This is a genomic window from Bradyrhizobium mercantei (assembly GCF_001982635.1).
Classification (GTDB): Bacteria; Pseudomonadota; Alphaproteobacteria; order Rhizobiales; family Xanthobacteraceae; genus Bradyrhizobium; species Bradyrhizobium mercantei.
Genome location: NZ_MKFI01000007.1, coordinates 347,231 through 370,130 on the forward strand (window position 1 = coordinate 347,231; position 22,900 = coordinate 370,130).

A 22,900-nucleotide genomic window follows, 5' to 3' on the forward strand; every position below is an offset into this window, starting at 1 on the left:
GGCGTTTCCTATCGCCCAATAGCTAGGCCAGATCGGCCTTCATCAGCGCACGGATAGACTTCGGAATCGGCTGTGCCCGCCCCTGGCTGACGAAGGCAACGCGCACCTGCGCCTTCACAAGCACGTCATCGCCGCGCCTGACCTCCTGCGCGAGCATGATGGAGGCGCCCTTCACCGCGATCGGCCAGGTCACGACATCGAGCATGTCGTCCATCCGCGCAGGCTTGAGGAAGTCCAGCGTCATCGAGCGCACGACGAAGGCGAAGCCGCCGGTTTCTTCCTGCGCCTCCTCGAACAGCGCGTTCTGTTCGGCGCCCATCAGGCGGAGATGATTGGTGCGCCCACGCTCCATGAAGCGCAGGTAATTGGCGTGGTAGACGATGCCGGAAAAGTCGGTGTCTTCGTAATAGACGCGGACCTGCATATGGTGCCGGCCATCGCGGATCGCGCCGTCGATATGGGGTAAGGTCATTGCGGCCCCTCGATTGCGCTAGACCGCGATGAATTCAGGTTGAATCACCGTCGCGCTCCAGCTTGTCGTTTGCGCATGATCTTTTCGGAAAACCGCTTCGCACTCTTCCGGATCATGCTTTGGAACGACAATCGTGTTGCGCAAATTGCTCGATCACGCAAGCGCGATCAGGACACCACCGGCCCCTTGGCGCCGAGCGTGACCTGCACGATCTCGGGCGGCACGCCGAGGCGGAACGGCATGATGCTGCAACCGAGGCCGCCGGAGACGACGACGTCGCATTTCAGCTTGATATGGCCATAGGCGAGCCGCATGCCGTGCTTGACCGGCACCGCCGGCGACCAGCCGAGCAGCCGAATCTGGCCGCCATGGGTGTGACCGGACAGTTGCAGCGCGACGCGCGAGGGCACGCGGAGCGCCACATCCGGCTCGTGCGCGAGCAGGATCACCGGTGCGTCGTCGGTGACCTTTGCGAGCGTCGCGTTGAGATCATCGACGCCGATGCGCCGGACCTCGCGATAGCGCCGCGCCGGCAGATAGGCGAGCTGATCGCCGAGACCGGCGATCCAGAACGGACGGTTATCCTTGGTGAGCCGCACCGCGTCGTTCTCGTAGACCGGAATACCCGCGCGCTCCAGCGCGCGGCGCGCGGCTGGCATGCCCTGCCCCTGCCGCTGCACCGTCTTGTCTTCCCAGTAATCGTGATTGCCGAGCACGGCATGCACGCCGAGCGGCGCCTTCAGGCCCTTGAGCACCGCAGCCCACTCCGAGGCCGGAATGAAGCGCGTGACGTGGCGCAGCCCCGCGACATAGTCGCCGAGCAGCACGATGATGTCGGGGTTCAGCGCGTTGGTGCGCTCGACGATCTCGGCGATGCGATCGAGCGACATCCAGGGATCGCAGGCGTGGATGTCGGCGAGCGCCGCGATCTTGAGCGGAAAGTCCGCTGGCCATTGCCGCGGCGACAGATCGTAGCGCGTCAGCGTGAGGCGGACGACCGGCTCGCTGACGCCGTAGGCCGCGGTCGAGGCGGTGGCGGCGGTCAATCCGCCGAAGCCGCGAAGCAAATGACGACGTGAAATCATGGACGTTGATCGGTGATGCCTGGCGTTTCCTGAAAACGCTCCGGGCGATCATACGCCTTCCAATTGGAGCGAATTTGGGCCGCCTTTGTGCAGACCGCCTGCAGAGACGTCGCGATGCTTAGCGGACAAGGTTACCGGCACGCGCGATGCGCTGCATCAACACGGCTTTTCACGTCTTCCCGAGCTGGAATCAGTCGTCGTCGCCATTGCCGCCGAACAGGCCGAACTGCGAGGGATCGCGGTTCGGTTCGGCGAGGCCGAGATGGCGGAAGGCGTGTGAGGTCAGCAGTCTCCCGCGCGGGGTCCGCTGCAGATAGCCGCACTGGATCAGATAGGGCTCAATGATGTCCTCGATCGCATCGCGCGGCTCCGACAGCGCCGCCGCCATGGTCTCGACGCCGACCGGCCCGCCGCCGTAGTTCAAGGCGATGGTGGTGAGATAGCGCCGGTCCATGGCGTCGAGCCCGGCACTGTCGACCTCGAGCGCGCTCAGCGCACGGTCGGCGATGCCGCGGTCGACGGAATCGGCATCGGCTGCGGAAGCAAAGTCGCGCACCCGGCGCAGCAGGCGGCCGGCGATCCGCGGCGTGCCGCGGGCGCGGCGCGCGATCTCGTTGGCGCCATCGGGGCTCATGCCGATGTTGAGCACACGGGCGCCGCGGGTGACGATCTTCTCCAGCTCTTCGACGGTATAGAAGTTCAGCCGGATCGGGATGCCGAAGCGGTCGCGCAGCGGATTGGTGAGCAGGCCTGCGCGCGTCGTCGCGCCGACCAGCGTGAATTTCGAGAGCTCGATCTTCACCGAGCGCGCCGCGGGGCCTTCGCCGATGATCAAATCGAGCTGGAAATCCTCCATCGCGGGATAGAGCACCTCTTCGACCGCCGGGCTCAGACGATGGATCTCGTCGATGAACAGCACGTCGCGCTCTTCGAGATTGGTCAGCAGCGCGGCGAGATCGCCGGCCTTGGCAATCACGGGGCCGGAGGTGGCGCGGAAGCCGACGCCGAGCTCGCGCGCGACGATCTGCGCCAGCGTGGTCTTGCCGAGACCGGGCGGACCGACGAACAGCACGTGATCGAGCGCCTCGCCGCGCTTCTTCGCGGCCTCGATGAAGATCGAAAGGTTCTTGCGCGCCTGGGCCTGGCCGACGAACTCCGTCAGCGACTGCGGACGCAGCGCGGTGTCGCCGACATCGTCGGAGCGGCGTTCGGGCGAGACCATGCGCGAGGGCGTGTTCACTTCGACAATTCCTTAAGCCCCAGCCGGATCAGCTGCGCGGTCTCGGCGCTCTCGCCGGCGCTGCGCGAGGCGGCGGCAATGGCCGCGGCAGCCTGCGGCTGGCCGTAACCGAGATTGACCAGCGCGGAGATCGCATCCGTCACCGGGCGCGGCGCGCGGTTGTTGTCGATCGCACCCGAGAGCTGCACCACCGCCGGATCGACGTCGGCGAAGCCCGGTGCCTTGTCCTTCAATTCGCTGACGATGCGCTCGGCGACCTTCGGCCCGACCCCCGGGGTCCGCGCCACCGCGGCCTTGTCGCGCAGCGCGATGGCATTGGCGAGATCGGTCGGCGGCAAGGTGCCGAGCACCGCAAGCGCGACCTTGGCGCCGACGCCCTGCACGGTCTGCAGCAGACGAAACCATTCGCGCTCGTGATCGCTGCGGAAGCCGAACAGCTTGATCGCGTCCTCGCGGACGTAGGTCTCGATCGAGAGCACGGCCGCGCCGCCCGGCGACGGCAGCGCCTGCAGGGTGCGGCCAGCGCAATGCACCTGATAGCCGACGCCGCCGACGTCGAGGATCACGTAATCCTCGCCGTAGGAATCGATCAGGCCCTTCAGCTTGCCGATCATGAGAGCAACCCGGATTCGGTAAGGGAGGCATTAGCGGAAGGGTTCCCTCCCCCCTTGCGGGGGAGGGTCAGGGAGAGGGGTAAGCCGCGGGCGAGACGGTCGACGAGCGCATCGCCCTCGCAAAGTCGACCAGCTGTGGCCAGATTGGAAATTGAGAGAGCACGTCGTGTGACACCCCTCTCCCCAGCCCTCCCCCGCAAGGGGGGAGGGAGCCCGAGCAGCGTGCCCTCCTCACTTGCGCCGATCATAGGTTCGCCACTCTGAGCCGCAGCGTGGTGCTCTGGCGGTGATGCGCGTGGGTGATCGCGACCGCCAGCGCGTCCGCGGCGTCGGCGGACGAGGGCTCGGCTTTCGGCAGCAGGATCTTCAGCATCACCTGGATCTGGTTCTTCTCGGCATGACCGGCGCCGACCACAGTCTTCTTGACCTGGTTCGGCGCGTATTCGGCGACCGAGATACCGAACATTGCGGGCGCCAGCATGGCGACGCCGCGCGCCTGGCCGAGTTTCAGCGTGGCGACGCCGTCCTTGTTGACGAAGGTCTGCTCGACCGCCGCCTCCGCGGGCCTGTAGTCGCCGAGCACGGCAGCGAGCCCCTCATGGATCGCGAGCAGCCTATTCGCCAGCGGCAGATCGTCCGGCGGCTCGACCGAACCGCAGGCGATATAGACCAGACGGTTGCCTTCGGTCTCGATCACGCCCCAGCCGGTGCGGCGGAGACCCGGATCGATACCGATGATGCGGACGGGAGAGCGAATCGGCTGGGCTGTCATGGGCTAGTGATACCGCCTGCGCCGGGAGAACGAAACACAAACGGAGTGCCATCCCCTGCTCCGCGTGTCATCGCACCGTGCTCGTTACCCAGCCCGGCTTGTCATCCCCCGCGAAAGCGGGGGATCCAGTACGCCGCGGCTTCTCGGATCAAACACCGGCCTCTGGAATACTGGATCGCCCGGTCGAGCCGGGCGATGACAGTAGCGTGTCAGGCGATGATGAGGCTTACCCGCCCATCTTGGCGATCAGCGCGTCGGAGACCTCGAAATTGGCGAAGACGTTCTGGACGTCGTCGTGCTCGTTGAGCAGGTCCATCAGCTTCAGCAGCTTTTCGCCGGTCTCGTCGTCGACCGCGACGGTGTTTTGCGGCTTCCAGGTCAGTGCCGCCTTGCGCGGCTCGCCGAACTTGCCTTCCAGCGCCTTTGCCACTTCGCGGAAGGTATCCTGCGAGGCGTAGACCTCGTGGCCGGACTCGCTGGAAACCACGTCGTCGGCGCCGGCCTCGATCGCGGCATCCAGCATGGCGTCGTCGGAGGCGACCTTGGCGTCGTATTCGATGATGCCGGTGCGGTCGAACATGAAGGCGACCGAGCCGGTTTCGCCGAGATTGCCGCCCGACTTGGTGAAGAACGAGCGGATGTCGGAGGCGGCGCGGTTGCGGTTGTCGGTCAGCGCCTCGACGATGACGGCGACGCCGCCGGGGCCGTAACCCTCGTAGCGGATCTCGTCATAGTTCTCGCCCTCATTGCCCGCGGCCTTCTTGATGGCGCGGTCGATATTGTCCTTCGGCATGTTCTCGGCGCGGGCCGCGACCACGGCGGCGCGCAGCCGCGGGTTCATCGCCGGATCCGGGGTGCCGAGCTTGGCCGCGACGGTGATTTCGCGGGCCAGCTTGCCGAACAGCTTCGACTTCTGGGCATCCTGCCGGCCCTTGCGGTGCATGATGTTCTTGAATTGGGAATGGCCGGCCATGCGACGTCTCTTCGGAGCTTAGGGTCTGAACAGGGATGGAAAACGCGGCCTTATAGGCCCCTCACGGTCAAAATCAAAGGATCGGCGAGGCCCTCCGGCCTGGGAATACTACCGCAAGCCGGAATATGAGGCACTTGTTAACCATGACTTCACGCCCGGATGCGAGGATCGCCCCGTCCCGCCGCAACTTCCAACAGCCCCCAAAGAGCAACCATGGCGTTCGGTTTGTTTCGAAAACAAGTGCCGGAGACGGCTGCGCCGCAGGTTCCAGCCGCATCGGCTGCGCCCGACGTCTCGGCCGAGACTGATTCGGCCAAGGATTCGGCCAAGGAAATCCTCGAACTGCTGGAACTCGAGCTCGGTGCGATGATCCGCCAGCTCGAGCGCGCCGCAGGCTCGGTCGCCGACGGCGCCGACGCGACGGCAGCCAAGCTCGCGACCATCCGCGCCCGCACCGACGCCCTGACCGGCCGCAGCAGCGATGCGCAGAGCACCGCGACCACGTTCTCGCAAGCCGCCGACCGCTTCACCCATTCCGCCGAGGGCATCGGTGCACAGGTGCGCAGCGCGAGCCAGCTCGCCGACGATGCCGCAGCGGCGGCGCGCGAGGCCACCGCCAATGTCGATCGCCTGCGCGAATCCTCGGCCGCGATCGGCAATGTCGTCAATCTGATCGCGCAGATCGCGCGGCAGACCACGCTGCTGGCGCTCAACTCGACGATCGAGGCGGCGCGCGCCGGTGCCGCCGGCAAGGGCTTTGCGGTGGTTGCGACCGAGGTCAAGGCGCTCGCGGTGCAGACCCAGAGCGCAACTGAGGAGATCACCAGGAAGATCGAGGCGTTGCAGAAGGACGCCACCGGATCGGCGGACGCCGTGCACCGCATCTCGCAGGCGATCGAGGCGATCCGCCCGGTGTTCGAGAACGTCAACGGCGCGGTCGCCGAGCAGAACCAGATCACCGGCGAGATGGGCGCGAACGCCGCCTCCGCCTCGCACTTCATCGTCTCGGTCGGCACCAGCGCCGGCGAGATCGACAGTGCGACGCGCGAAGCCGCCGCGCATGGCGACAATGTCGCGAAGGCCGGCAAGGCGGTCACTGCGTTTGCCCAGAAGCTCAAGGCACGCTGCGCGGTGCTGCTGCGCCAGGACGAGCGCGGCGATCCGCGCAAGAACGAGCGGCTGCCCTGCAGCCTCAGGATCGAGATCACGACCACCCGCGGCGTCGTCACGGCGCCGGTCTACGAGATCGCGATGGACGGCATCCTGATCGGCGGCCCCGACGCCGAGAAGCTGCCGGCCCATGAGACCCTGAGCGCAACCTTGCAGGACGTCGGCGCCTGCCGGATCAGGATCAGTGACCGCTCCAAGGCAGGCAGCCAGGCCCGCTTCGAGGCGGCGACATCAGAGTTGCGCGAGAAGATCGAAGACCGGATGTGGGCGATCCACGAGGAGAACGCCGAGCTCGTCACCCGCGCGATGGAAGCAGGCCGCGCGCTGAGCAATATCTTCGAGAACGGAGTGGCGAGCGGCGCGATTACGGTCTCCGACATGTTCGACACCGACTATGTCGAGATCGCGGGCACCAACCCGGTGCAGCACCGCACCAAAATGCTGGACTGGGCGGAGCGCACGCTGCCGGCGTTCCAGGAAGCCTTCCTCGCCAAGGACCCGCGGATGGCGTTCTGCGTGATGATCGACCAGAACGGCTATCTGCCGGTCCATAACAAGCTCTACTCGCAGCCGCAGCGGCCGGGCGACGTGGCATACAACACCGCCAACAGCCGCAACCGCCGCATCTTCAACGACGCCGCGGGCCTCGCCGCCGGCCGCAACCAGCGCGCCTACCTGATCCAGACCTATGCGCGCGACATGGGCAACGGCAACACCGTGATGATGCGCGAGATCGACGTGCCGATCCGCGTCCGCGGCCGGCACTGGGGCGGGTTCCGCACCGCCTACAAGCTCTGAGCCGGCACGAGTGCACGCTCAGGCAAGACCGCCTGCGCGAATCACGCTTTAGATCGGAATGGGGAATGCTGCGGCGGCTCAACGGGCCGCTGTCACGGAGGAAGTGCGAGAATGTCATCCGCGCAGCTTGCAGTGCTGGATATTTCATCGAACCGGACGCTGGCCGAACGGCTCGTCGACCAGCTCGCCGACCGCATCGGCGGCCTCGGGGTCGAGCTTGCCGACATCGCCGGCAACGTCCAGGAGGTGGCGAACCGCGTCGCCAACCAGTCGGAGCGGTTCCATCATCTGCAGGAGACGGCGGAGACCATGGTCTCCGCCAATCACGACATCGCCAATGCATCGCAGGCGGTGCAAACGACCGCGTCCGCCGCGGTCGGCCAGATCGCGGAGTCGCGTCATGTGGTCGAGACCGCGGTCAGCCATATCGCAGAGCTCGTCGCCGCGGTCGGACGGATCGAGGCACGTCTCGCCGCGGTCGGCTCCGCACTGAGCCAGGTCGCCAAGGTCTCCGGTTCGATCGAGGCGATCGCCAAGCAGACCAACCTCTTGGCGCTCAACGCCACCATCGAGGCCGCGCGCGCCGGCAACGCCGGCCGCGGCTTTGCTGTGGTCGCAAGCGAGGTGAAGAACCTCGCCGAGGCGACGCGGCAGGCGACGCATCAGATTTCCGACACCGTGCGCGACCTCGACGGCCAGATCGGCAGCTTGATCGGCGAGAGCAGCGATGCCTCGCTGCGCGCCAAGAGCGCCGGCGAAGGCGCCCAGCAGATCTCGGGCATCATCAGCCGCGTGCAGGAAGGCTTTTCGTCTGTCGGCGCCGAGATCGGCAGCGTGGCGCGCGCCGCGACCTCCAATCTCGGTCATTGCGACACCGTGATCGCGGAGCTGAACGAACTCGCCAAGGGCGTCGATCTCTCCTCGCGCGACCTCAAGCACGCGGATGGGCGCGTCGCGAAGCTGCTCGAGCTCTCCGAGAGCCTGATCGTGACGATCGCCGACAGCGGCGTCGAGACCAGTGATACGCCGCTGATCCGCGTCGTGATCGAGACCGCGAAGCAGATCTCCGAGCTGTTCGAGAATGCGATCGCAAGCGGCGAGATCACGCTCACGCAGCTGATGGACGAGAAATATCGCGAGATCGCGGGCACCAATCCGAAGCAGTATCTGACCGACTATGTCAGTTTCACCGACCGCGTGCTGCCCGCGATCCAGGATCCGATCCAGAAGATCGATCCACGCATCGTGTTCTGCGTCGCCTGGGCGCGCAGCGGCTATCTACCGACCCACAATCCGAACTACCGGCTGCCGCAGGGGCCGGACCCGGTCTGGAACAACGCCAATTGCCGCAACCGCCGTTTGTTCAACGACCGCGCCGTGAGCAAGGTCGCGGCCAATACAAAACCGTTCCTGCTGCAGACCTACCGCCGCGACATGGGCGGCGGCAATTTCGTGTTGATGAAGGACGTGTCATCGCCGATCACCGTGAACGGCCGTCACTGGGGCGCGTTCCGGATGGGCTTCCGGCAGTCGTAAATCCGCGGCCATAGCCCGTGTGAAGCCAATGGTCGTCCGGGTGCGCTTGGCTGAGCTCGCTTCCAAAATATCGAAAACAACCCCATGCAAAGGAGCTGGCCGCCGCCGGCGTCCGACACGGCGGCTTGACACGTCGGGCAAATCACCGGTATTCTTCTATTATTCCGAAATTATGTACAGCCCGTAGCCCGGATGGAGCGAAGCTTAATCCGGAATCAGTCATGCACCGGCGAGAAGGATTTCGCGTAGCCTGTCATCGGGCGCGTTCGCGCGACCCGTTCGCTGCATCCGCCCAACGGCTCCATTTCCTTCGCTACGTCCAGAAGCCCGGCACCGCGGGCTCGAGCCGGCCGCCGGCGCGCACCGGCGCGACCTTGACCGCAAGCCCGGTCGCATCGTCGGTCTCGACCGCGAGGCCGCTGAGCGTCGCAACGCCGCCCGCCGGTTCGAAACGGCCGGAGGGAATGCCGGTGAGGAAGCGCTGCAGCGGCTCCTCCTTCTGCATGCCGATCACCGAATCATAGTCGCCGGTCATGCCGGCATCGCTCATATAGGCGGTGCCGCCGGGCAGCACCTGGTGATCGGCAGTCGGCACATGGGTATGGGTACCGACCACGAGGCTGACGCGGCCGTCGCAGAAGAAGCCGACGCCCTGCTTCTCGGAGGTGGCCTCGGCATGGAAATCGAGCACGATGGCGTCAGCGCCCTCGCGCAGCGGGCAGGCCTCGAGCTCGCGGTCGATCGCGCTGAACGGATCGTTCGACGACGGCTCCATGAAGACGCGGCCGATCGCGTTCAAGACCAGCGCACGCTTGCCGTTCTTGGTATCGACCAGCGTGGCGCCGCGGCCCGGCGAATGGCGCGGGAAATTCAGGGGGCGGATCAGGCGCGGCGCGCGCTCGATGAAGACCAGCGCCTCCTTCTGATTCCAGGCGTGGTTGCCGAGCGTGATCGCGTCGGCACCGGCATCGAGCAACTCCTGATAGATCGCCTCGGTGATGCCGAAGCCGCCGGCGGAATTCTCGCCGTTGACGACGACGAGGTCGAGCGACCAGTCCCTGATCATGCCGGGAAGGTGGTCGGCGATGGCGGTGCGGCCGGTCCTGCCGACGACGTCACCAACAAAGAGGATACGCAAGGCTAGCTACTCCGGAAATCGAACGTCTTGCGCTCCGTTAGCACATAATCGAGCGGGACGTCGTGCGACAGCGCCGGGATAGCCTTGGTTTCCTGTGCAGCAAAGGCTACCCCGACCCCGATCACATGCTTGGCCTTGCGCAGATGCGCAAAGGTATAGTCGTAATAACCGGCACCGTAGCCGATGCGATGGCCGAGCTTGTCGAAGGCGGCAAGCGGCACCAGCATCACGTCGGGATGCACCTCGGCCGCGGCCGGCGACGGCTCGGGAATGCCGAGCGGCCCGAGCATCAGGCGGTCCTGCGGCGACCAGCTGCGGAAGGTCAACGACTGGCCACGTGCATTGATGCAGGGCAGCGCCAGCCGCGCGCCCTTGTCGGCAAGCTTCTTCATCAATGGCGCCGGATCGAACTCGCTGCGGATCGGGGCATAGCCGGAGACGATCATGCCTTGCGTGATCTCGAACGGCGCGCCGCGCTTGGCAAGCGCCTCGGCGGCCGCCGCGCGCTGCTCGTCGCTCAGCGCGTCGCGCTTGGCGAGAGCAAGCGCCCGAAGCTCGGCCTTCGATGGAGATGCGTGCATGATCCATCTTCCGCTGTCGTCGTCCGCGACAACGGACGATCCATCAATCAGAGACGCCAACTTCGTTCGTAAGGCCACGCCGCGGCGCGCTGGATGCCCCGCATCGCGGGGCACACACTGCTTCGCAATCGAACCGCCGCAGCGCGACGACAAGGCAACAGCAAAAAATCAGTGCGAAGCCGCAGAGGCCGTTGGAGCGCTCGATCCCGGAGTTCCCTACGAAAGTAGGTGGGCACCATATGTCCGGGTCCACGGACCCGGCCAGGGACAGTTCCCTAAAGGATCGATAAGGCCCCGGGGATATATGGCTCCTGACGCACGACGCAGCTTCGCGGGGCTAATCTAGCCATCGTTGCCCCAATCCGCCAGCGGTAAGGAAGACGCAGCAGCCCATGCACAGCTTTCACCCTCCCCTGGAGGGGGAGGGTCGGCTCGCGATGAGCGAAGCGAATGGCGAGACGGGGTGGGGTGATCTCTCAACACGGGCACTGCACGGTGGAGAGGCTTTCACCCCACCTCGCCGCTCATTTCATTCGCGTCGATCCTCCCCCTCCAGGGGAGGATGAGATCACCGCATGCCGAGGGATTTAATCACCCGATCGCGATGCCGCCGCCGATGGTGCGGTTGAGCACCTGGGTGGTGCGTTCGATCCGCTCGGCGGCGGCGTTGAGCGCGTTGGAGACCGCGGTCTGGGTAGCGCGGGCGCGGTCGGTAGCGGCTGTGCGGGCGTTGCGGAGTTGCTCGACCTCTTCCTCGAGGCTGCGGATGCGCGCGCTCGCATCGACCAATTCGTCGCAGGCGGTGAGCGCTGCCATCACAGTCAACCTGGCATCGCCGATCTCGCCGAACTTGCCGCGCAGCGATTCGACGCGCTGCTGGAGGTTTTCCGCAAGCTTGAGCAGCCGCACCTCCTGGCCCTCCTCGCAGGCCATCCGGTATTGCCGGCCGTTGATGGTGACGTTGATGTGGCTCATCTGCCTTCTCCGCCCTCGAGCACGGCGCGAATGGTGCCGATCGCGGCGTCGAGCTTTTCCGCGATGTCGCGATTGACGCGCTCGAGCTTGCGCGTCTTCACCAGCGATCCGTCGAGCTCGTCGGCAAGCCTGGAGCGATCGGCGCCCAGCGCCTGGATCCGGCTCGCCAATTCGTTCTCGTCGCGGTCGGCCTCGCGGCGGCGCTCCACCGAGCTTTCCAGCGCATCAAGCGCGGCCATCAGCCGCTTTGTCGCAGCATCGATATCGGCAAGCGGTGCCTCGGTATTGCCAGACCCGTTGGCGAGACGATCACTCATGACACGCGGTGTGGACCCTTCAAGTCGGTTGGTTGGGACGGCCTGCTGGCGGCCGTCTGCTGCACGGTAAAACTACGGTTCGGCAAGCGTTTACGGGACGAAATTTACGTGGTGAGCGAGCCGGGCGCAACGGCGGCGCAGAACTATGCACCGTTCAATGAAATTGGGCCATTTCGAGCAACTTTTCCCCGTTTTGGGGCGTTTCATCGCCTTGGACTTGCGGAATTGAGGTGCTAATCCACCCTCCAACCCGTAAGGCCACTCCACGCGCGTATCGCGGCTGCCCGCCCCGATGCGTCCAGCAATCAGCTCTCATTCCAGGCGGACTTTTCATCATGACGCAGGTCGATCACACCCGTATGGCCAATGCGATCCGTGGCCTTGCCATGGACGCCGTCGAGAAGGCGAATTCCGGCCATCCCGGCCTGCCGATGGGCGCCGCCGACATCGCGACCGTGCTGTTCACGAAATTCCTGAAATTCGATGCCGCCGACGTGGCGTGGCCCGACCGCGACCGCTTCGTGCTGTCGGCCGGCCACGGCTCGATGCTGCTCTACGCGTTGCTGTACCTCACCGGCAACAAGGACATGACGCTCGACCAGATCAAGCATTTCCGCCAGCTCGGATCGCTGACGCCGGGACATCCGGAGAATTTCCATACCAAGGGCATCGAGACCACCACGGGTCCGCTCGGCCAGGGCATCGCGACCGCGGTCGGCATGGCGCTCGCCGAGAAGATGCTCGCCGCCGAGTTCGGCAAGAAGATCGTCAACCACCACACCTATGTGCTCGCCTCCGACGGCGACCTGATGGAAGGCATCTCGCAGGAAGCGATCGCGCTCGCCGGGGTCTGGCGCCTCAACAAGATGATCGTGCTGTACGACGACAACGGCATCTCGATCGACGGCCCGACTTCGATCTCCGATTCCGTCGATCAGGTGAAGCGCTTCAAGTCCGCAGGCTGGGCCGCCGAGCTGATCGACGGCCATGATCCGCAGGCGATCGAGGCTGCGATCACCCGCGCGCAGAAATCCAGCAAGCCTTCGATGATCGCCTGCAAGACCACGATCGGTTACGGCGCGCCGCACAAGGCCGGCACCGCGAAAGCGCATGGCGAAGCGCTCGGCGCCGACGAGCTCAAGGCCGCCAAGGAAAAACTCGGCATCTCGCTCGAGCCGTTCTCGGTGCCCGACGACGTGCTGAAGGCGTGGCGCGAGGCGGGTGCCCGCGGCGCCGCCGAGCACAAGGCGTGGGACGAGCAGTTCGCGCAGCTCGGCAACCGCAAGCGCGCCGAGTTCGAGCGCCGCATCCGTCACGAGCGGCCGCAGTCGCTCGCCAAGGGGCTGCGCGCCTTCAAGAAGGGCCTCCTGGAAAATCCGCTCAACGTCGCCACCCGCAAATCGTCGGAAGCTGCGATCGAAGTGATCGCCGCCGCGATGCCGATGGAGTTCGTGGCCGGCTCCGCCGACCTCACCGGCTCCAACAACAACAAGGCGAAGTCGGCGACCGCGTTCGGCGCCAAGACGCCGAAGGGCCGCTTCATTCATTACGGCATCCGCGAGCACGGCATGGCGGCGTGCCTCAACGGCATCTTCCTGCATGGCGGCTTCGCGCCGAACGGCGCCACCTTCCTGGTGTTCACCGACTACGCGCGCCCCGCGATGCGGCTGTCGGCGCTGATGGGCACCGGCGTGGTCTATGTCATGACCCATGACTCGATCGGCCTCGGCGAGGACGGCCCGACCCACCAGCCGGTCGAGCATCTCTCCGCGCTGCGCGCGATCCCCAACATGCGCGTGTTCCGTCCCTGCGACGCGGTCGAGACCGCCGAGTGCTGGGAACTGGCGCTCAACCGCATCGACGGACCGACGGTGCTGGCACTGACCCGTCAGAACCTGCCGCAGCTCCGCACCACGGCGCCATCAGACAATCCGTGCAGCCACGGCGCCTACGAGCTGGTCGCGGCGCAGGGTGACGCAAAAGTGTCATTGTTCGCCTCCGGTTCCGAGGTCCAGATCGCGGTCGAGGCGCAGAAGCAGCTCGCCGGGCGCGGCATCGCGACGCGGGTGGTCTCGGTCCCGTCGCTGGAATTGCTGCTGGCGCAGCCTGCCGAGCGGCAAAATGCCCTTATCGGCAACGCCCCGGTCAAGATCGCGATCGAGGCCGCGGTGCGCTGGGGCTGGGATGCCGTGATCGGCCGTGATGGCGAATTCATCGGCATGCACGGTTTCGGGGCAAGCGCCCCGGCGAAGGACCTTTTCCCGCATTTCCGCATTACCGCTGAAGCCGTCGTTAACGCTGCCACCAAGCGCGTCTGACGCTGGCCTGACACCCGCGGGCCACGGTTGAGCTTGTCGCAAAAAAGGATTACCTAAGCTCCATCTTTTCCGTACGCGCCCGGCCGAACCGGGCGTTCCGCCGTAAGAACCTCGTGGGAGCCCTCCCGCGGGGCTGACAACAGCTTTAGAGGAGACGAGCATGGCAATCCGCGTCGCGATCAACGGGTTTGGGCGTATCGGCCGCAACATTCTGCGCGCCATCGCCGAGTCCGGCCGCAAGGACATCGAGGTGGTCGGCATCAACGACCTCGGCCCGGTCGAGACCAATGCGCATCTGCTGCGCTTCGATTCCGTGCACGGCCGCTTTCCGGGCACCGTGACCGTCGATGGCGACTCGATCAGCCTCGGCGACAACAAGATCAAGGTCTCGGCCGAGCGCGACCCCTCCAAGCTGCCGTGGAAGGCGCTGGGCGTCGACGTCGCGCTGGAATGCACCGGCATCTTCACCGCGAAGGACAAGGCCTCGGCGCATCTCGCCGCCGGCGCCAAGCGCGTGCTGGTCTCGGCGCCGGCCGACGGCGCAGACGCCACCATCGTCTACGGCGTCAACCACGACACGCTGACCAAGGACCATCTGGTGGTCTCGAACGGTTCGTGCACCACCAACTGCCTCGCCCCGGTCGCCAAGGTCCTGAACGACACCGTCGGCATCGAGACCGGCTTCATGACCACGATCCACGCCTATACCGGCGACCAGCCGACGCTCGACACCCTGCACAAGGACCTCTATCGCGGCCGCGCCGCTGCGATGTCGATGATCCCGACCTCGACCGGCGCCGCCAAGGCGATCGGCCTGGTGCTGCCGGAGCTGAAGGGCAAGCTCGACGGCGTCTCGGTCCGCGTTCCCACCCCGAACGTCTCCGTGATCGACCTCAAGATCGTCGCCAAGCGCGCCACCGACGTGAAGGAGATCAACGAGGCGATGAAGCGCGCCGCCGAGCAGCAGCTCAAGGGCATCCTCGGCTACACCAATGCGCCGAACGTCTCGATCGACTTCAACCACGATCCGCACTCGTCGACCTTCCACATGGATCAGACCAAGGTGCAGAACGGCAACTTCGTGCGCGTGATGTCCTGGTACGACAACGAGTGGGGCTTCTCGAACCGCATGGCGGACACCGCCGTCGCGATCGGCAAGCTGGTTTAAGTTCGACTGTTCGCGATGCCCGGCCTCAAAGCCGGGCATCTGCGTGTTTGCCCCCGCGTTCGCGGCCGCAACGGCCGCGACATCGGCAAGCGAAAGCGACGCCGTCCGTCGGACGGCTGTGTCCGGCCGCACAGGAAACGCTCATGACAAAATCGTTCCGCACCCTCGACGACGTCAATGTGAAGGGCAAGCGCGTGCTGCTGCGCGTCGACCTCAACGTCCCCATGGAAGGTGGCCGCGTCACCGACGCCACAAGGCTCGAGCGCGTTGCTCCCACCATCACCGAAATTTCCGACAAGGGCGGCAAGGTGATCCTGCTCGCCCATTTCGGCCGCCCCAAGGGACGCGATGCCAAGGAGTCGCTGAAGCCGGTCGCTGACGCGCTGTCGAAGGTGATCAAGCGCCCGGTCGCCTTCGCCGAAGACTGCATCGGCGAGCCCGCGGCCACTGCGGTCGCGGCCCTGAAGGACGGCGACATCCTCTGCCTGGAAAATACGCGTTTCCACAAAGAGGAAGAGAAGAACGACGCCGGCTTCGTCGCTGAACTGGCAAAACTTGGCGACATCTGGGTCAACGACGCCTTCTCAGCCGCGCATCGCGCCCACGCCTCGACCGAAGGCCTCGGCCACAAGCTGCCCGCCTATGCCGGCCGCACCATGCAGGCCGAGCTCGACGCGCTCGGCAAGGCCCTGGAAGCCCCGACCAAGCCCGTCATCGCGATCATCGGCGGCGCCAAGGTCTCGACCAAGATCGATCTCCTGGAAAACCTTGTGAACAAGGTCGACGCGCTGGTGATCGGCGGCGGCATGGCCAACACCTTCCTGCACGCGCAGGGCGTCGCCGTCGGCAAGTCGCTCGCCGAAAAGGACCTCGCCGCGACCGCGCTTCGGATCATGGAGAAGGCCAACGCCGCGAATTGCGCGATCATCCTCCCCGTTGACGCCGTCGTCGCCAACCAGTTTGCCGCCAACGCGCCGTCGCATGCCTACGGCCTCGACGCGATCCCGGCCGACGGCATGATCCTCGACGTCGGCCCGCAATCGATCGCGCGCATCCATGCCGCGATCGACGATGCCGCGACGCTGGTCTGGAACGGACCGCTGGGCGCCTTCGAGCTGACGCCGTTCGACCGCGGCACCGTGGTGTCGGCCAAGCATGCCGCCGAGCGCACCAAGGCCAAAAAGCTGATCTCGGTCGCCGGCGGCGGCGACACCGTGGCAGCGCTGAACCAGGCGGGCGTGGCCGGTGATTTTTCCTACGTCTCGACCGCGGGCGGCGCGTTTCTTGAATGGATGGAAGGCAAGCCGCTGCCGGGCGTCGAAGTTCTGAAAAAAGGTTGATTTAGTTCGAAATACGCGAACGCGCACTACAGGGAGAAATGGAATGGCTCGCATCACGTTGCGGCAACTGCTCGACCACGCGGCCGAGCATGATTACGGCGTACCTGCCTTCAACATCAACAACATGGAACAGGCGCTGTCGATCATGGCCGCGGCCTCCGAGGTCGACGCGCCCGTCATCATCCAGGCTTCGCGCGGCGCCCGCTCCTACGCCAACGACGTCATGCTCAAGCACATGATGGACGCCGTCACCGAGATCTACCCGCAGATCCCGGTCTGCGTGCATCTCGACCACGGCAACGAGCCCGCCACCTGCATGACCGCGATCCAGGCCGGCTTCACCTCGGTCATGATGGACGGCTCGCTGAAGGCCGACGGCAAGACCCCGGGCGACTGGGACTACAATGTCGGCGTCACCCGGACGGTGACCGGCATGGCCCATCTCGGCGGCATCTCGGTGGAAGGCGAGCTCGGCGTGCTCGGCTCGCTCGAGACCGGCATGGGCGACAAGGAAGACGGCCACGGCGCAGAGGGCAAGCTGTCGCATGACCAGCTGCTGACCAATCCGGATGAAGCCGTGAAGTTCGTTCAGGAAACCAAGGTCGACGCGCTGGCCATCGCGATGGGCACCTCGCACGGCGCCTACAAGTTCACCCGCAAGCCCGACGGCGACATCCTCGCCATGAACGTGATCGAGGAAATCCACCGCAAGCTGCCGAACACCCATCTGGTGATGCACGGATCATCGTCGGTGCCGCAGGAGCTGCAGGAGATCATCAACGCCAATGGCGGCAAGATGAAGCCGACCTGGGGCGTGCCGGTCGCCGAGATCCAGCGCGGCATCAAGAACGGCGTGCGCAAGATCAACATCGACACCGACAACCGGATGGCGATGACCGGCCAGATCCGCAAGGTGCTGAAGGACAATCCGGAAGAGTTCGATCCGCGCAAGTACCTGAAGCCCGCGATGGAGGCGATGACCAAGCTGTGCAAGCAGCGCCTGCAGGAGTTCAACACCGCGGGCCAGGCCAGCAAGATCAAGAAGGTGCTGACCACCGCGGAAATGGCCAAGCGCTACGCCGCCGGCCAGCTCGACCCCAAGATCGCCTGATCAAAGATCGCCTGATAGCGGATCGCAAAATCCGCCTGACAACTTATCGCCTGAATCATTAAGGCGGGACACCGGCTCCGACGCAGTCGGAAACGGTGTCCCGGGCGTGATCGCCGGCTGCGACAAACACCGGCCGCGACGAACGTTTTCTAGGCATTTGCCCGAGAACCGCCTATTTTGGTTTGCAAAGGCAATGGCTCTGGAGGACGCCCCCGATGAACCTCTCCGACCTCAACAAAATTGCGCTCGCCATGGTCACCCCGGGCAAGGGCATCCTCGCGGCCGACGAATCCTCCGGCACCATCAAGAAGCGTTTCGACGCCATCAAGGTCGATTCGACCGAGGACAATCGCCGCGACTATCGCGAGATGCTGTTCCGCTCGCAGGAGGCGATGAGCAAGTACATCTCCGGCGTCATCCTCTACGACGAGACGATCTGGCAGAATGCCAAGGACGGCACGCCGCTGGTCAAGCTGATCGAGCAGGCCGGCAGCATCCCCGGCATCAAGGTCGACGAAGGCACCCAGGCGCTGCCGAACTGCCCCGGCGAACTCGTCACCGTCGGCCTCGACAAGCTCGCCGAGCGGCTGAAGAAATATTACGAGCGCGGCGCGCGCTTTGCGAAATGGCGCGCCGTGATCGATATCGGCTCGAGTGCCGGCAGCCGCGGCATTCCGACCATGACCGCGATCCGGGTCAACGCCCATGCGCTGGCGCGCTACGCGGCGCTGTGCCAGGCCGCGCAGATCGTCCCGATCGTCGAGCCCGAAGTGCTGATGGACGGCGATCACGACATCGACCGCTGCTATGAGGTGACCCAGCGCGTGCTGAACCGCACCTTCCAGGAATTGCGGGTGCAGCGCGTTGCGCTCGAAGGCATGATCCTGAAGCCGAACATGGCGATCTCGGGCAAGAAGTGCCCGAAGCAGGCATCGGTGCAGGAAGTCGCCGAGAAGACCATCCGCCTGCTCAAGAGCTGCGTGCCGGCCGCGGTGCCCGGCATCGCCTTCCTCTCCGGCGGACAGAGCGATGAGGAAGCGACCGCGCATCTCGACGCCATGAACAAGATCGGCCATTTGCCGTGGCGGCTGACCTTCTCCTATGGCCGCGCGTTGCAGGCGGCGCCGCAGAAGGCGTGGTCAGGCAAGGCCGACAATGTCCCCGCCGGCCAGCGCGCCTTCTCGCATCGCGCCCGGATGAACGGGCTGGCGAGCACCGGCAATTGGGAAGCCGGCCTCGAAAAACAGGCGGCATAGTTGGCCAGCAAGCTCGTTCCGCCGCGGCCGGCGCCGCGCCTCTATCTGGCAACCCCGCCGGTCGACGAGCCCGCGCAGCTTGCGGCCGAGCTTGCCGGGCTGCTCGCCGCGGCCGATGTCGCGGCCGTCCTGGTGCGGCTGCGCGAGACCGATCCGCGCGGCATGATCTCCTATGTCAAGGCCTTAGCGCCTGCGATCCAGACCGCGGGTGCGGCGCTGCTGATCGACGGCCAGCCCGATATCGTGGCCCGTGCCGGCGCCGATGGCGCGCATCTGACCGGCGTTGCCGCGATGGAAGACGCGATGCCCGCGCTGAAGCCCGACCGTATCGTCGGCGCCGGCGGGCTTGCGACGCGCCATGATTCCATGGCGGCGGGCGAAGCCGGTGCCGACTATGTGCTGTTCGGTGAGCCCGACGCCAAGGGACAACGCCCCTCGACGGAGGCGATCGCCGAGCGGCTGGAATGGTGGGACGAATTGTTCGAGCCGCCCTGCGTCGGCTTTGCCACCTCCCGCGAGGAGGCTGAGGCGTTCGCGGCGGCCGGTGCGGATTTCGTGCTGGTCGGAGATTTCATCTGGTCCGATCCGCGCGGCGCCAAGGCGGCGCTGGTCGAGATCGGCGAGGCGATCGCGCAGGCGCATGCCGGCACATTCGGCAAGGCCAAGGTCGAGGGGAAGGCCGAGGGATGACGCCGGAATGAAATGCCTGCGTCCGATAGGTGTTGCGCTCGGCTGCACGATGCTGGCGAGCGGCGCGATGGCGCAGCTCTCGATCACGCCGCCGGCGCAGACGCCGCCGCCTGCGAAGAAAGAGGCGCCGAAAGAGAAGCCGAAGGTGCATGCACCGGCCCCGAAGAAGCCCGCGCCGAAGCCTTCCGCTACGCCCACCCCGACGCCGACTCCCTCGCCGACCCCGACGCCCGACGATCCCAATGTCGACCTTGTCTACGGCGCCTATCAGCGCGGCATGTACAAGACGGCGTTCGACCTCGCGATGGCGCGCGCGCAGAACAACAACGACGCCAAGGCCATGACGATGCTGGGCGAGCTCTATGCCAACGGGCTCGGCGTCAAGCGCGACTACGCCAAGGCCGACGATTGGTACAAGCGCGCATCCGACGCCGGCGACCGCGAGGCGATGTTCGCGCTCGCCATGATGAAGATCGCGGGCCGCGGCGGCACCGTGGACAAGGATGCCGCGGTCAAGCTGTTGGCATCATCGGCCAAGCTCGGCGAGCCGAAGGCGGCCTATAACCTCGCGCTGCTCTATCTCGACGGCCAGACCCTGCCGCAGGACCTCAAGCGCTCCGCCGAGCTGTTGCGCATGGCAGCCGACGCCGGCAGCCCCGAGGCGCAATACGCGCTCGCGACCTTCTACAAGGAAGGCACCGGCGTGCCGAAAGACCTCGAAAAGGCGGCGCGGCTGCTGCAGGCCGCCTCGCTGGCCGACAACGTCGATGCCGAGGTCGAATATGCCATCGCGCTCTACAACGGCGCCGGCACGCCGCGGAACGTGCCGGCGGCGGTGGCGCTGCTGCGCAAGGCGGCCCGGCAGAACAGCCCGATCGCGCAAAACCGCCTCGCCCACGTGCTGGCGACCGGCGCCGGCGCCCCGGTCGACAAGGTCGAGGCGCTGAAATGGCACACGGTCGCCAAGACCGCCGGCAAGGGTGATCCCGATCTCGACGACATTCTCGCCGATATGACCCCGGAGGACCGCGCCAAGGGCGAGGCAGCCGCCCGGAAATGGATCGGAAACAACGTCAAATGACGCCTTGACGGCGCCACTTCCAGAGGGCACCCAGTCCGAAGCCCAGGTGGCCGCGTTCCGTTCTTTTTTCGCCCGTCATCCTGAGGTGCGAGCGGAGCGAGCCTCGAAGGATGCACGGCCCCGAACCGGGCCGTCGATCCTTCGAGACGCGCTTCGCGCTCCTCAGGATGACGGGCTGAGATTTTGCGCCCGCCGCTCTATCGACATTCACAATCTCGGTCACAAGTTCTCATCATGCTCTATTCCGCCCTCATCAATGTCATGGTCAAGGCCGCGCGCCGCGCCGGCCGCAGCCTCAAGCGCGACCTCGGCGAGATCGAACATCTCCAGGTGTCGCTGAAGGGGCCGGCGAACTTCGTCTCGCTCGCCGACAAGCGCGCCGAGGAGATGCTCTACACCGACCTCGAGAAGGCCCGGCCCGGTTACGGCTTCCTCGGCGAGGAAGGCGGCAACCGCGAAGGCTCGGACAAGAGCCACACCTGGATCGTCGATCCCTTGGACGGCACCACCAACTTCCTGCACGGCATCCCGCAATTCGCGATCTCGATCGGGCTGAAGCGCGAGGACACCGTGATCGCGGGCGTGATCTACAATCCCGCCAATGACGAGCTGTACATCGCCGAGCGCGGCAAGGGCGCCTTCCTCAACGACCAGCGGCTGCGCGTCGCCGGCCGCCGCCAGCTCAACGAATGCGTGGTCGCCTGCGGCCTGCCGCATATCGGCCGCGGCAATCATCAGCTGGCGCTGCAGGAGATGGCCGCGCTGCAGAGCAAGGTCGCGGGCTTCCGCCGCTTCGGCGCCGCCTCGCTCGACCTCGCCTTCGTCGCCGCCGGCCGGCTCGACGGCTATTGGGAGCGCAACCTGGGGGCCTGGGACGTCGCGGCCGGCCTGTTGATGGTCCGCGAAGCCGGCGGCACCGTCTCCGGCATCCAGGGCAATGACGATCCGTTGCAGACCGGCCACGTCGTCTGCGGCAACGAGTTCGTGCACGGCGAGCTGATCAAGATCCTCAAGCCGCTCGGGCAATAGCGCGACGGCTCGATCTAGTCGTCGTTGTCTTCATCGTCATCGCGATCATCCTCCCCGTCGCGAAATTCGCCGCCGGCGGTGAGGCCCTCGATGGCGGTGGCGCCCTTCGCCTTGATCACCCGGCGCAACGGGACCGAACTCTCGCTCCGCAACGCCTCCATCAGGTGTTCCGAATGGGTGACGATCCAGACGTCGGCGCGGCGCGACGCCTTGGCGATCAATCTCGCCAATGGCGGCAGCAGCGATGGATGCAGGCTGGTCTCGGGTTCGTTCAGCGCGATGAACGGCGGCAGCCGATAGCCCATGAACACCGCGAGCAGGCAGATATATTTCAGCGTGCCGTCGGATAGTTCGTGCGCCTTGAACGGCCGCGGCATATCAGCCAGTTGCAGATCGAATTCGCACCGCCCACTGTCTTCCCAGGCCCGGAGCTCGGCGCCCGGGAATGCATCCTCGATCGCGTCCTGCAAGTCGGCAGCATCTTCCCTGATCGCGTAGAGTGTTGCCAGGGCGGCAGCCAGATCGCTGCCATCGGCGCTCAGCGACGGCGTCGTGATCGCGAGACAGGGCTTGCGGATCGGCGATGCCGGGTCGCTGCGGAAATCGTGATAGAACCGCCAGCTCTGCATCGCGTTTCTGACCAGGTTGATTTCGGGATACGCCTTGCCGTCGAGGAAATCGGCGAGCGCGGTTTCCGACGGGAGCACCGCATCCCTGTGCTCGCTCCAGGCGCCGTTCTCGCCGCGGACGCTGACGTGTGAATTCGTCCGCTCCATCATCAGAACTTTTCGCTTGCCGTGGATCGCCTCGATGCGTTCGGACTTGATCATCGGCTCGCCCGGAAAGGCCGCCTCGACCGGGCCGGGATGTCCGAGCTCGATCGAATATTTGATGTTGTCGAATCTGGCCGCCAGTCGCAGCCGCGCATCGTCGCCACGCTGGCGCATGCCGGACCAGCAGACCGAGTTCAATCCGCCTTCGTCGGCGATGGTGCGCGTGATCCGCCCGGTTGCCGCGTCACGCAGCAGCGACAGCGACTTGTAGAGATTGGATTTGCCGACGCCGTTCTCGCCGACGAAGACGGAGAGCGGTTGAATGGGCATGAAGAGCCGCCGGATCGAGCGATAATTCGAGATCGCAACATCGCTCGGCCGCATCACATGCCCTCAATCCCCGGGTTGCCCAGACGCTCCCCGTTCAATCCAGAGATGCAATCTGGATTGGCTATGTTGGGAA

Annotated in this window: 21 protein-coding genes and 1 other RNA gene; 10 read left to right on the forward strand and 12 right to left on the reverse strand. The window is 65.8% G+C overall.

The genetic code is table 11. From position 1 onward, the window contains the following. Positions 1-22: 22 nt before the first annotated feature. From ybgC to BI327_RS31485, 6 genes are all read right to left on the reverse strand, one after another. Positions 23-472, reverse strand: coding sequence for a tol-pal system-associated acyl-CoA thioesterase (gene ybgC, locus BI327_RS31460; protein WP_021076499.1), 450 nt, complete (start codon positions 470-472; stop codon positions 23-25). A 167-nt stretch (positions 473-639) separates the two neighbouring features. Beyond that, on the reverse strand, positions 640-1,557 hold the full coding sequence (locus BI327_RS31465; protein WP_076865133.1) for a metallophosphoesterase: 918 nt from the start codon (positions 1,555-1,557) through the stop codon (positions 640-642). A gap of 190 nt (positions 1,558-1,747) precedes the next feature. Further along, positions 1,748-2,797: a Holliday junction branch migration DNA helicase RuvB gene (ruvB, locus tag BI327_RS31470; RefSeq protein WP_076865134.1), complete on the reverse strand. Its 1,050-nt coding sequence runs from the start codon at positions 2,795-2,797 to the stop codon at positions 1,748-1,750. After that, positions 2,794-3,411 (reverse strand): Holliday junction branch migration protein RuvA, encoded by a 618-nt coding sequence (gene ruvA, locus BI327_RS31475; protein ID WP_021076496.1) that lies wholly within the window; start codon positions 3,409-3,411, stop codon positions 2,794-2,796. Before ruvA ends, ruvB begins: the two co-directional genes overlap by 4 nt. Positions 3,412-3,655: 244 nt before the next feature. Beyond that, on the reverse strand, positions 3,656-4,183 hold the full coding sequence (gene ruvC / locus BI327_RS31480) for a crossover junction endodeoxyribonuclease RuvC (protein WP_076865135.1): 528 nt from the start codon (positions 4,181-4,183) through the stop codon (positions 3,656-3,658). Positions 4,184-4,409: 226 nt separating this feature from the next. Next, positions 4,410-5,156, reverse strand: coding sequence for a YebC/PmpR family DNA-binding transcriptional regulator (locus tag BI327_RS31485; RefSeq protein WP_076865136.1), 747 nt, complete (start codon positions 5,154-5,156; stop codon positions 4,410-4,412). 213 nt (positions 5,157-5,369) lie between these two features. Here BI327_RS31485 and BI327_RS31490 point away from each other — a divergent pair, with 213 nt between their 5' ends. Continuing rightward, a complete protein-coding gene (locus BI327_RS31490; protein ID WP_076865137.1) occupies positions 5,370-7,124 on the forward strand; it encodes a methyl-accepting chemotaxis protein in 1,755 nt (584 codons plus the stop codon). 111 nt (positions 7,125-7,235) lie between these two features. After that, entirely contained in the window at positions 7,236-8,660 is a 1,425-nt protein-coding gene (locus BI327_RS31495; protein WP_076865138.1) for a methyl-accepting chemotaxis protein, read from the forward strand. A gap of 313 nt (positions 8,661-8,973) precedes the next feature. Here BI327_RS31495 and BI327_RS31500 read toward each other — a convergent pair whose 3' ends face one another. The 5 genes from BI327_RS31500 to BI327_RS31520 all read right to left on the reverse strand — a co-directional run bounded on the left by BI327_RS31500 (position 8,974) and on the right by BI327_RS31520 (position 11,671). Beyond that, positions 8,974-9,798 carry a TIGR00282 family metallophosphoesterase gene (locus tag BI327_RS31500; protein WP_076865139.1) on the reverse strand — a complete coding sequence of 275 codons (825 nt, stop codon included), beginning with the start codon at positions 9,796-9,798 and terminating at the stop codon, positions 8,974-8,976. A 2-nt stretch (positions 9,799-9,800) separates the two neighbouring features. After that, positions 9,801-10,379, reverse strand: coding sequence for a 5-formyltetrahydrofolate cyclo-ligase (locus tag BI327_RS31505; protein ID WP_076865140.1), 579 nt, complete (start codon positions 10,377-10,379; stop codon positions 9,801-9,803). Between the two features lie 172 nt (positions 10,380-10,551). Continuing rightward, a non-coding RNA gene (gene ssrS, locus BI327_RS31510) (6S RNA) lies at positions 10,552-10,712 on the reverse strand. Positions 10,713-10,970: 258 nt separating this feature from the next. Then, on the reverse strand, positions 10,971-11,354 hold the full coding sequence (locus BI327_RS31515; RefSeq protein ID WP_021076488.1) for a cell division protein ZapA: 384 nt from the start codon (positions 11,352-11,354) through the stop codon (positions 10,971-10,973). Beyond that, positions 11,351-11,671, reverse strand: coding sequence for a DUF4164 domain-containing protein (locus BI327_RS31520; RefSeq protein WP_050405740.1), 321 nt, complete (start codon positions 11,669-11,671; stop codon positions 11,351-11,353). Before BI327_RS31520 ends, BI327_RS31515 begins: the two co-directional genes overlap by 4 nt. A gap of 335 nt (positions 11,672-12,006) precedes the next feature. Between BI327_RS31520 and tkt the strand changes: the two genes are divergently transcribed. From tkt to BI327_RS31560, 8 genes are all read left to right on the forward strand, one after another. Then, complete coding sequence (tkt, locus tag BI327_RS31525) at positions 12,007-13,989, forward strand: transketolase (RefSeq protein WP_076865141.1); 1,983 nt, start codon at positions 12,007-12,009, stop codon at positions 13,987-13,989. 160 nt (positions 13,990-14,149) lie between these two features. Next, positions 14,150-15,157, forward strand: a complete 1,008-nt coding sequence (gene gap / locus BI327_RS31530) for a type I glyceraldehyde-3-phosphate dehydrogenase (RefSeq protein ID WP_076865142.1) — start codon at positions 14,150-14,152, stop codon at positions 15,155-15,157. Positions 15,158-15,300: 143 nt separating this feature from the next. Continuing rightward, positions 15,301-16,497, forward strand: coding sequence for a phosphoglycerate kinase (locus BI327_RS31535; protein WP_076865143.1), 1,197 nt, complete (start codon positions 15,301-15,303; stop codon positions 16,495-16,497). 43 nt (positions 16,498-16,540) lie between these two features. Further along, the gene (gene fba / locus BI327_RS31540; RefSeq protein ID WP_076865144.1) at positions 16,541-17,608 is read left to right on the forward strand and encodes a class II fructose-bisphosphate aldolase; all 1,068 of its coding nucleotides are present in this window, start codon (positions 16,541-16,543) and stop codon (positions 17,606-17,608) included. A 215-nt stretch (positions 17,609-17,823) separates the two neighbouring features. Beyond that, complete coding sequence (locus BI327_RS31545; protein ID WP_076865145.1) at positions 17,824-18,864, forward strand: class I fructose-bisphosphate aldolase; 1,041 nt, start codon at positions 17,824-17,826, stop codon at positions 18,862-18,864. Continuing rightward, entirely contained in the window at positions 18,865-19,554 is a 690-nt protein-coding gene (locus BI327_RS31550) for a thiamine phosphate synthase (RefSeq protein WP_076865147.1), read from the forward strand. 7 nt (positions 19,555-19,561) lie between these two features. Then, positions 19,562-20,635 carry a tetratricopeptide repeat protein gene (locus tag BI327_RS31555; RefSeq protein WP_076865149.1) on the forward strand — a complete coding sequence of 358 codons (1,074 nt, stop codon included), beginning with the start codon at positions 19,562-19,564 and terminating at the stop codon, positions 20,633-20,635. Between the two features lie 234 nt (positions 20,636-20,869). Beyond that, positions 20,870-21,664: an inositol monophosphatase family protein gene (locus tag BI327_RS31560; RefSeq protein ID WP_076865150.1), complete on the forward strand. Its 795-nt coding sequence runs from the start codon at positions 20,870-20,872 to the stop codon at positions 21,662-21,664. Positions 21,665-21,678: 14 nt separating this feature from the next. On the opposite strand, the gene BI327_RS31565 is transcribed toward BI327_RS31560, so the two are convergent. After that, the gene (locus BI327_RS31565) at positions 21,679-22,821 is read right to left on the reverse strand and encodes an AAA family ATPase (protein WP_076865152.1); all 1,143 of its coding nucleotides are present in this window, start codon (positions 22,819-22,821) and stop codon (positions 21,679-21,681) included. Positions 22,822-22,900: the final 79 nt, after the last annotated feature.

What these genes read in the sequence shown, in the direction of transcription:
- BI327_RS31520 (WP_050405740.1), bottom strand. Translation starts at nt 11,671, where the DNA reads ATGAGTGATCGTCTCGCCAACGGGTCTGGCAATACCGAGGCACCGCTT.
- BI327_RS31465 (WP_076865133.1), bottom strand. Translation starts at nt 1,557, where the DNA reads ATGATTTCACGTCGTCATTTGCTTCGCGGCTTCGGCGGATTGACCGCC.
- gap (WP_076865142.1), top strand. Translation starts at nt 14,150, where the DNA reads ATGGCAATCCGCGTCGCGATCAACGGGTTTGGGCGTATCGGCCGCAAC.
- BI327_RS31495 (WP_076865138.1), top strand. Translation starts at nt 7,236, where the DNA reads ATGTCATCCGCGCAGCTTGCAGTGCTGGATATTTCATCGAACCGGACG.
- ruvC (WP_076865135.1), bottom strand. Translation starts at nt 4,183, where the DNA reads ATGACAGCCCAGCCGATTCGCTCTCCCGTCCGCATCATCGGTATCGAT.
- BI327_RS31565 (WP_076865152.1), bottom strand. Translation starts at nt 22,821, where the DNA reads ATGCGGCCGAGCGATGTTGCGATCTCGAATTATCGCTCGATCCGGCGG.
- tkt (WP_076865141.1), top strand. Translation starts at nt 12,007, where the DNA reads ATGACGCAGGTCGATCACACCCGTATGGCCAATGCGATCCGTGGCCTT.
- ybgC (WP_021076499.1), bottom strand. Translation starts at nt 472, where the DNA reads ATGACCTTACCCCATATCGACGGCGCGATCCGCGATGGCCGGCACCAT.
- ruvA (WP_021076496.1), bottom strand. Translation starts at nt 3,411, where the DNA reads ATGATCGGCAAGCTGAAGGGCCTGATCGATTCCTACGGCGAGGATTAC.
- BI327_RS31560 (WP_076865150.1), top strand. Translation starts at nt 20,870, where the DNA reads ATGCTCTATTCCGCCCTCATCAATGTCATGGTCAAGGCCGCGCGCCGC.
- BI327_RS31505 (WP_076865140.1), bottom strand. Translation starts at nt 10,379, where the DNA reads ATGCACGCATCTCCATCGAAGGCCGAGCTTCGGGCGCTTGCTCTCGCC.
- BI327_RS31555 (WP_076865149.1), top strand. Translation starts at nt 19,562, where the DNA reads ATGAAATGCCTGCGTCCGATAGGTGTTGCGCTCGGCTGCACGATGCTG.
- fba (WP_076865144.1), top strand. Translation starts at nt 16,541, where the DNA reads ATGGCTCGCATCACGTTGCGGCAACTGCTCGACCACGCGGCCGAGCAT.
- BI327_RS31515 (WP_021076488.1), bottom strand. Translation starts at nt 11,354, where the DNA reads ATGAGCCACATCAACGTCACCATCAACGGCCGGCAATACCGGATGGCC.
- BI327_RS31535 (WP_076865143.1), top strand. Translation starts at nt 15,301, where the DNA reads ATGACAAAATCGTTCCGCACCCTCGACGACGTCAATGTGAAGGGCAAG.
- BI327_RS31485 (WP_076865136.1), bottom strand. Translation starts at nt 5,156, where the DNA reads ATGGCCGGCCATTCCCAATTCAAGAACATCATGCACCGCAAGGGCCGG.
- BI327_RS31490 (WP_076865137.1), top strand. Translation starts at nt 5,370, where the DNA reads ATGGCGTTCGGTTTGTTTCGAAAACAAGTGCCGGAGACGGCTGCGCCG.
- BI327_RS31545 (WP_076865145.1), top strand. Translation starts at nt 17,824, where the DNA reads ATGAACCTCTCCGACCTCAACAAAATTGCGCTCGCCATGGTCACCCCG.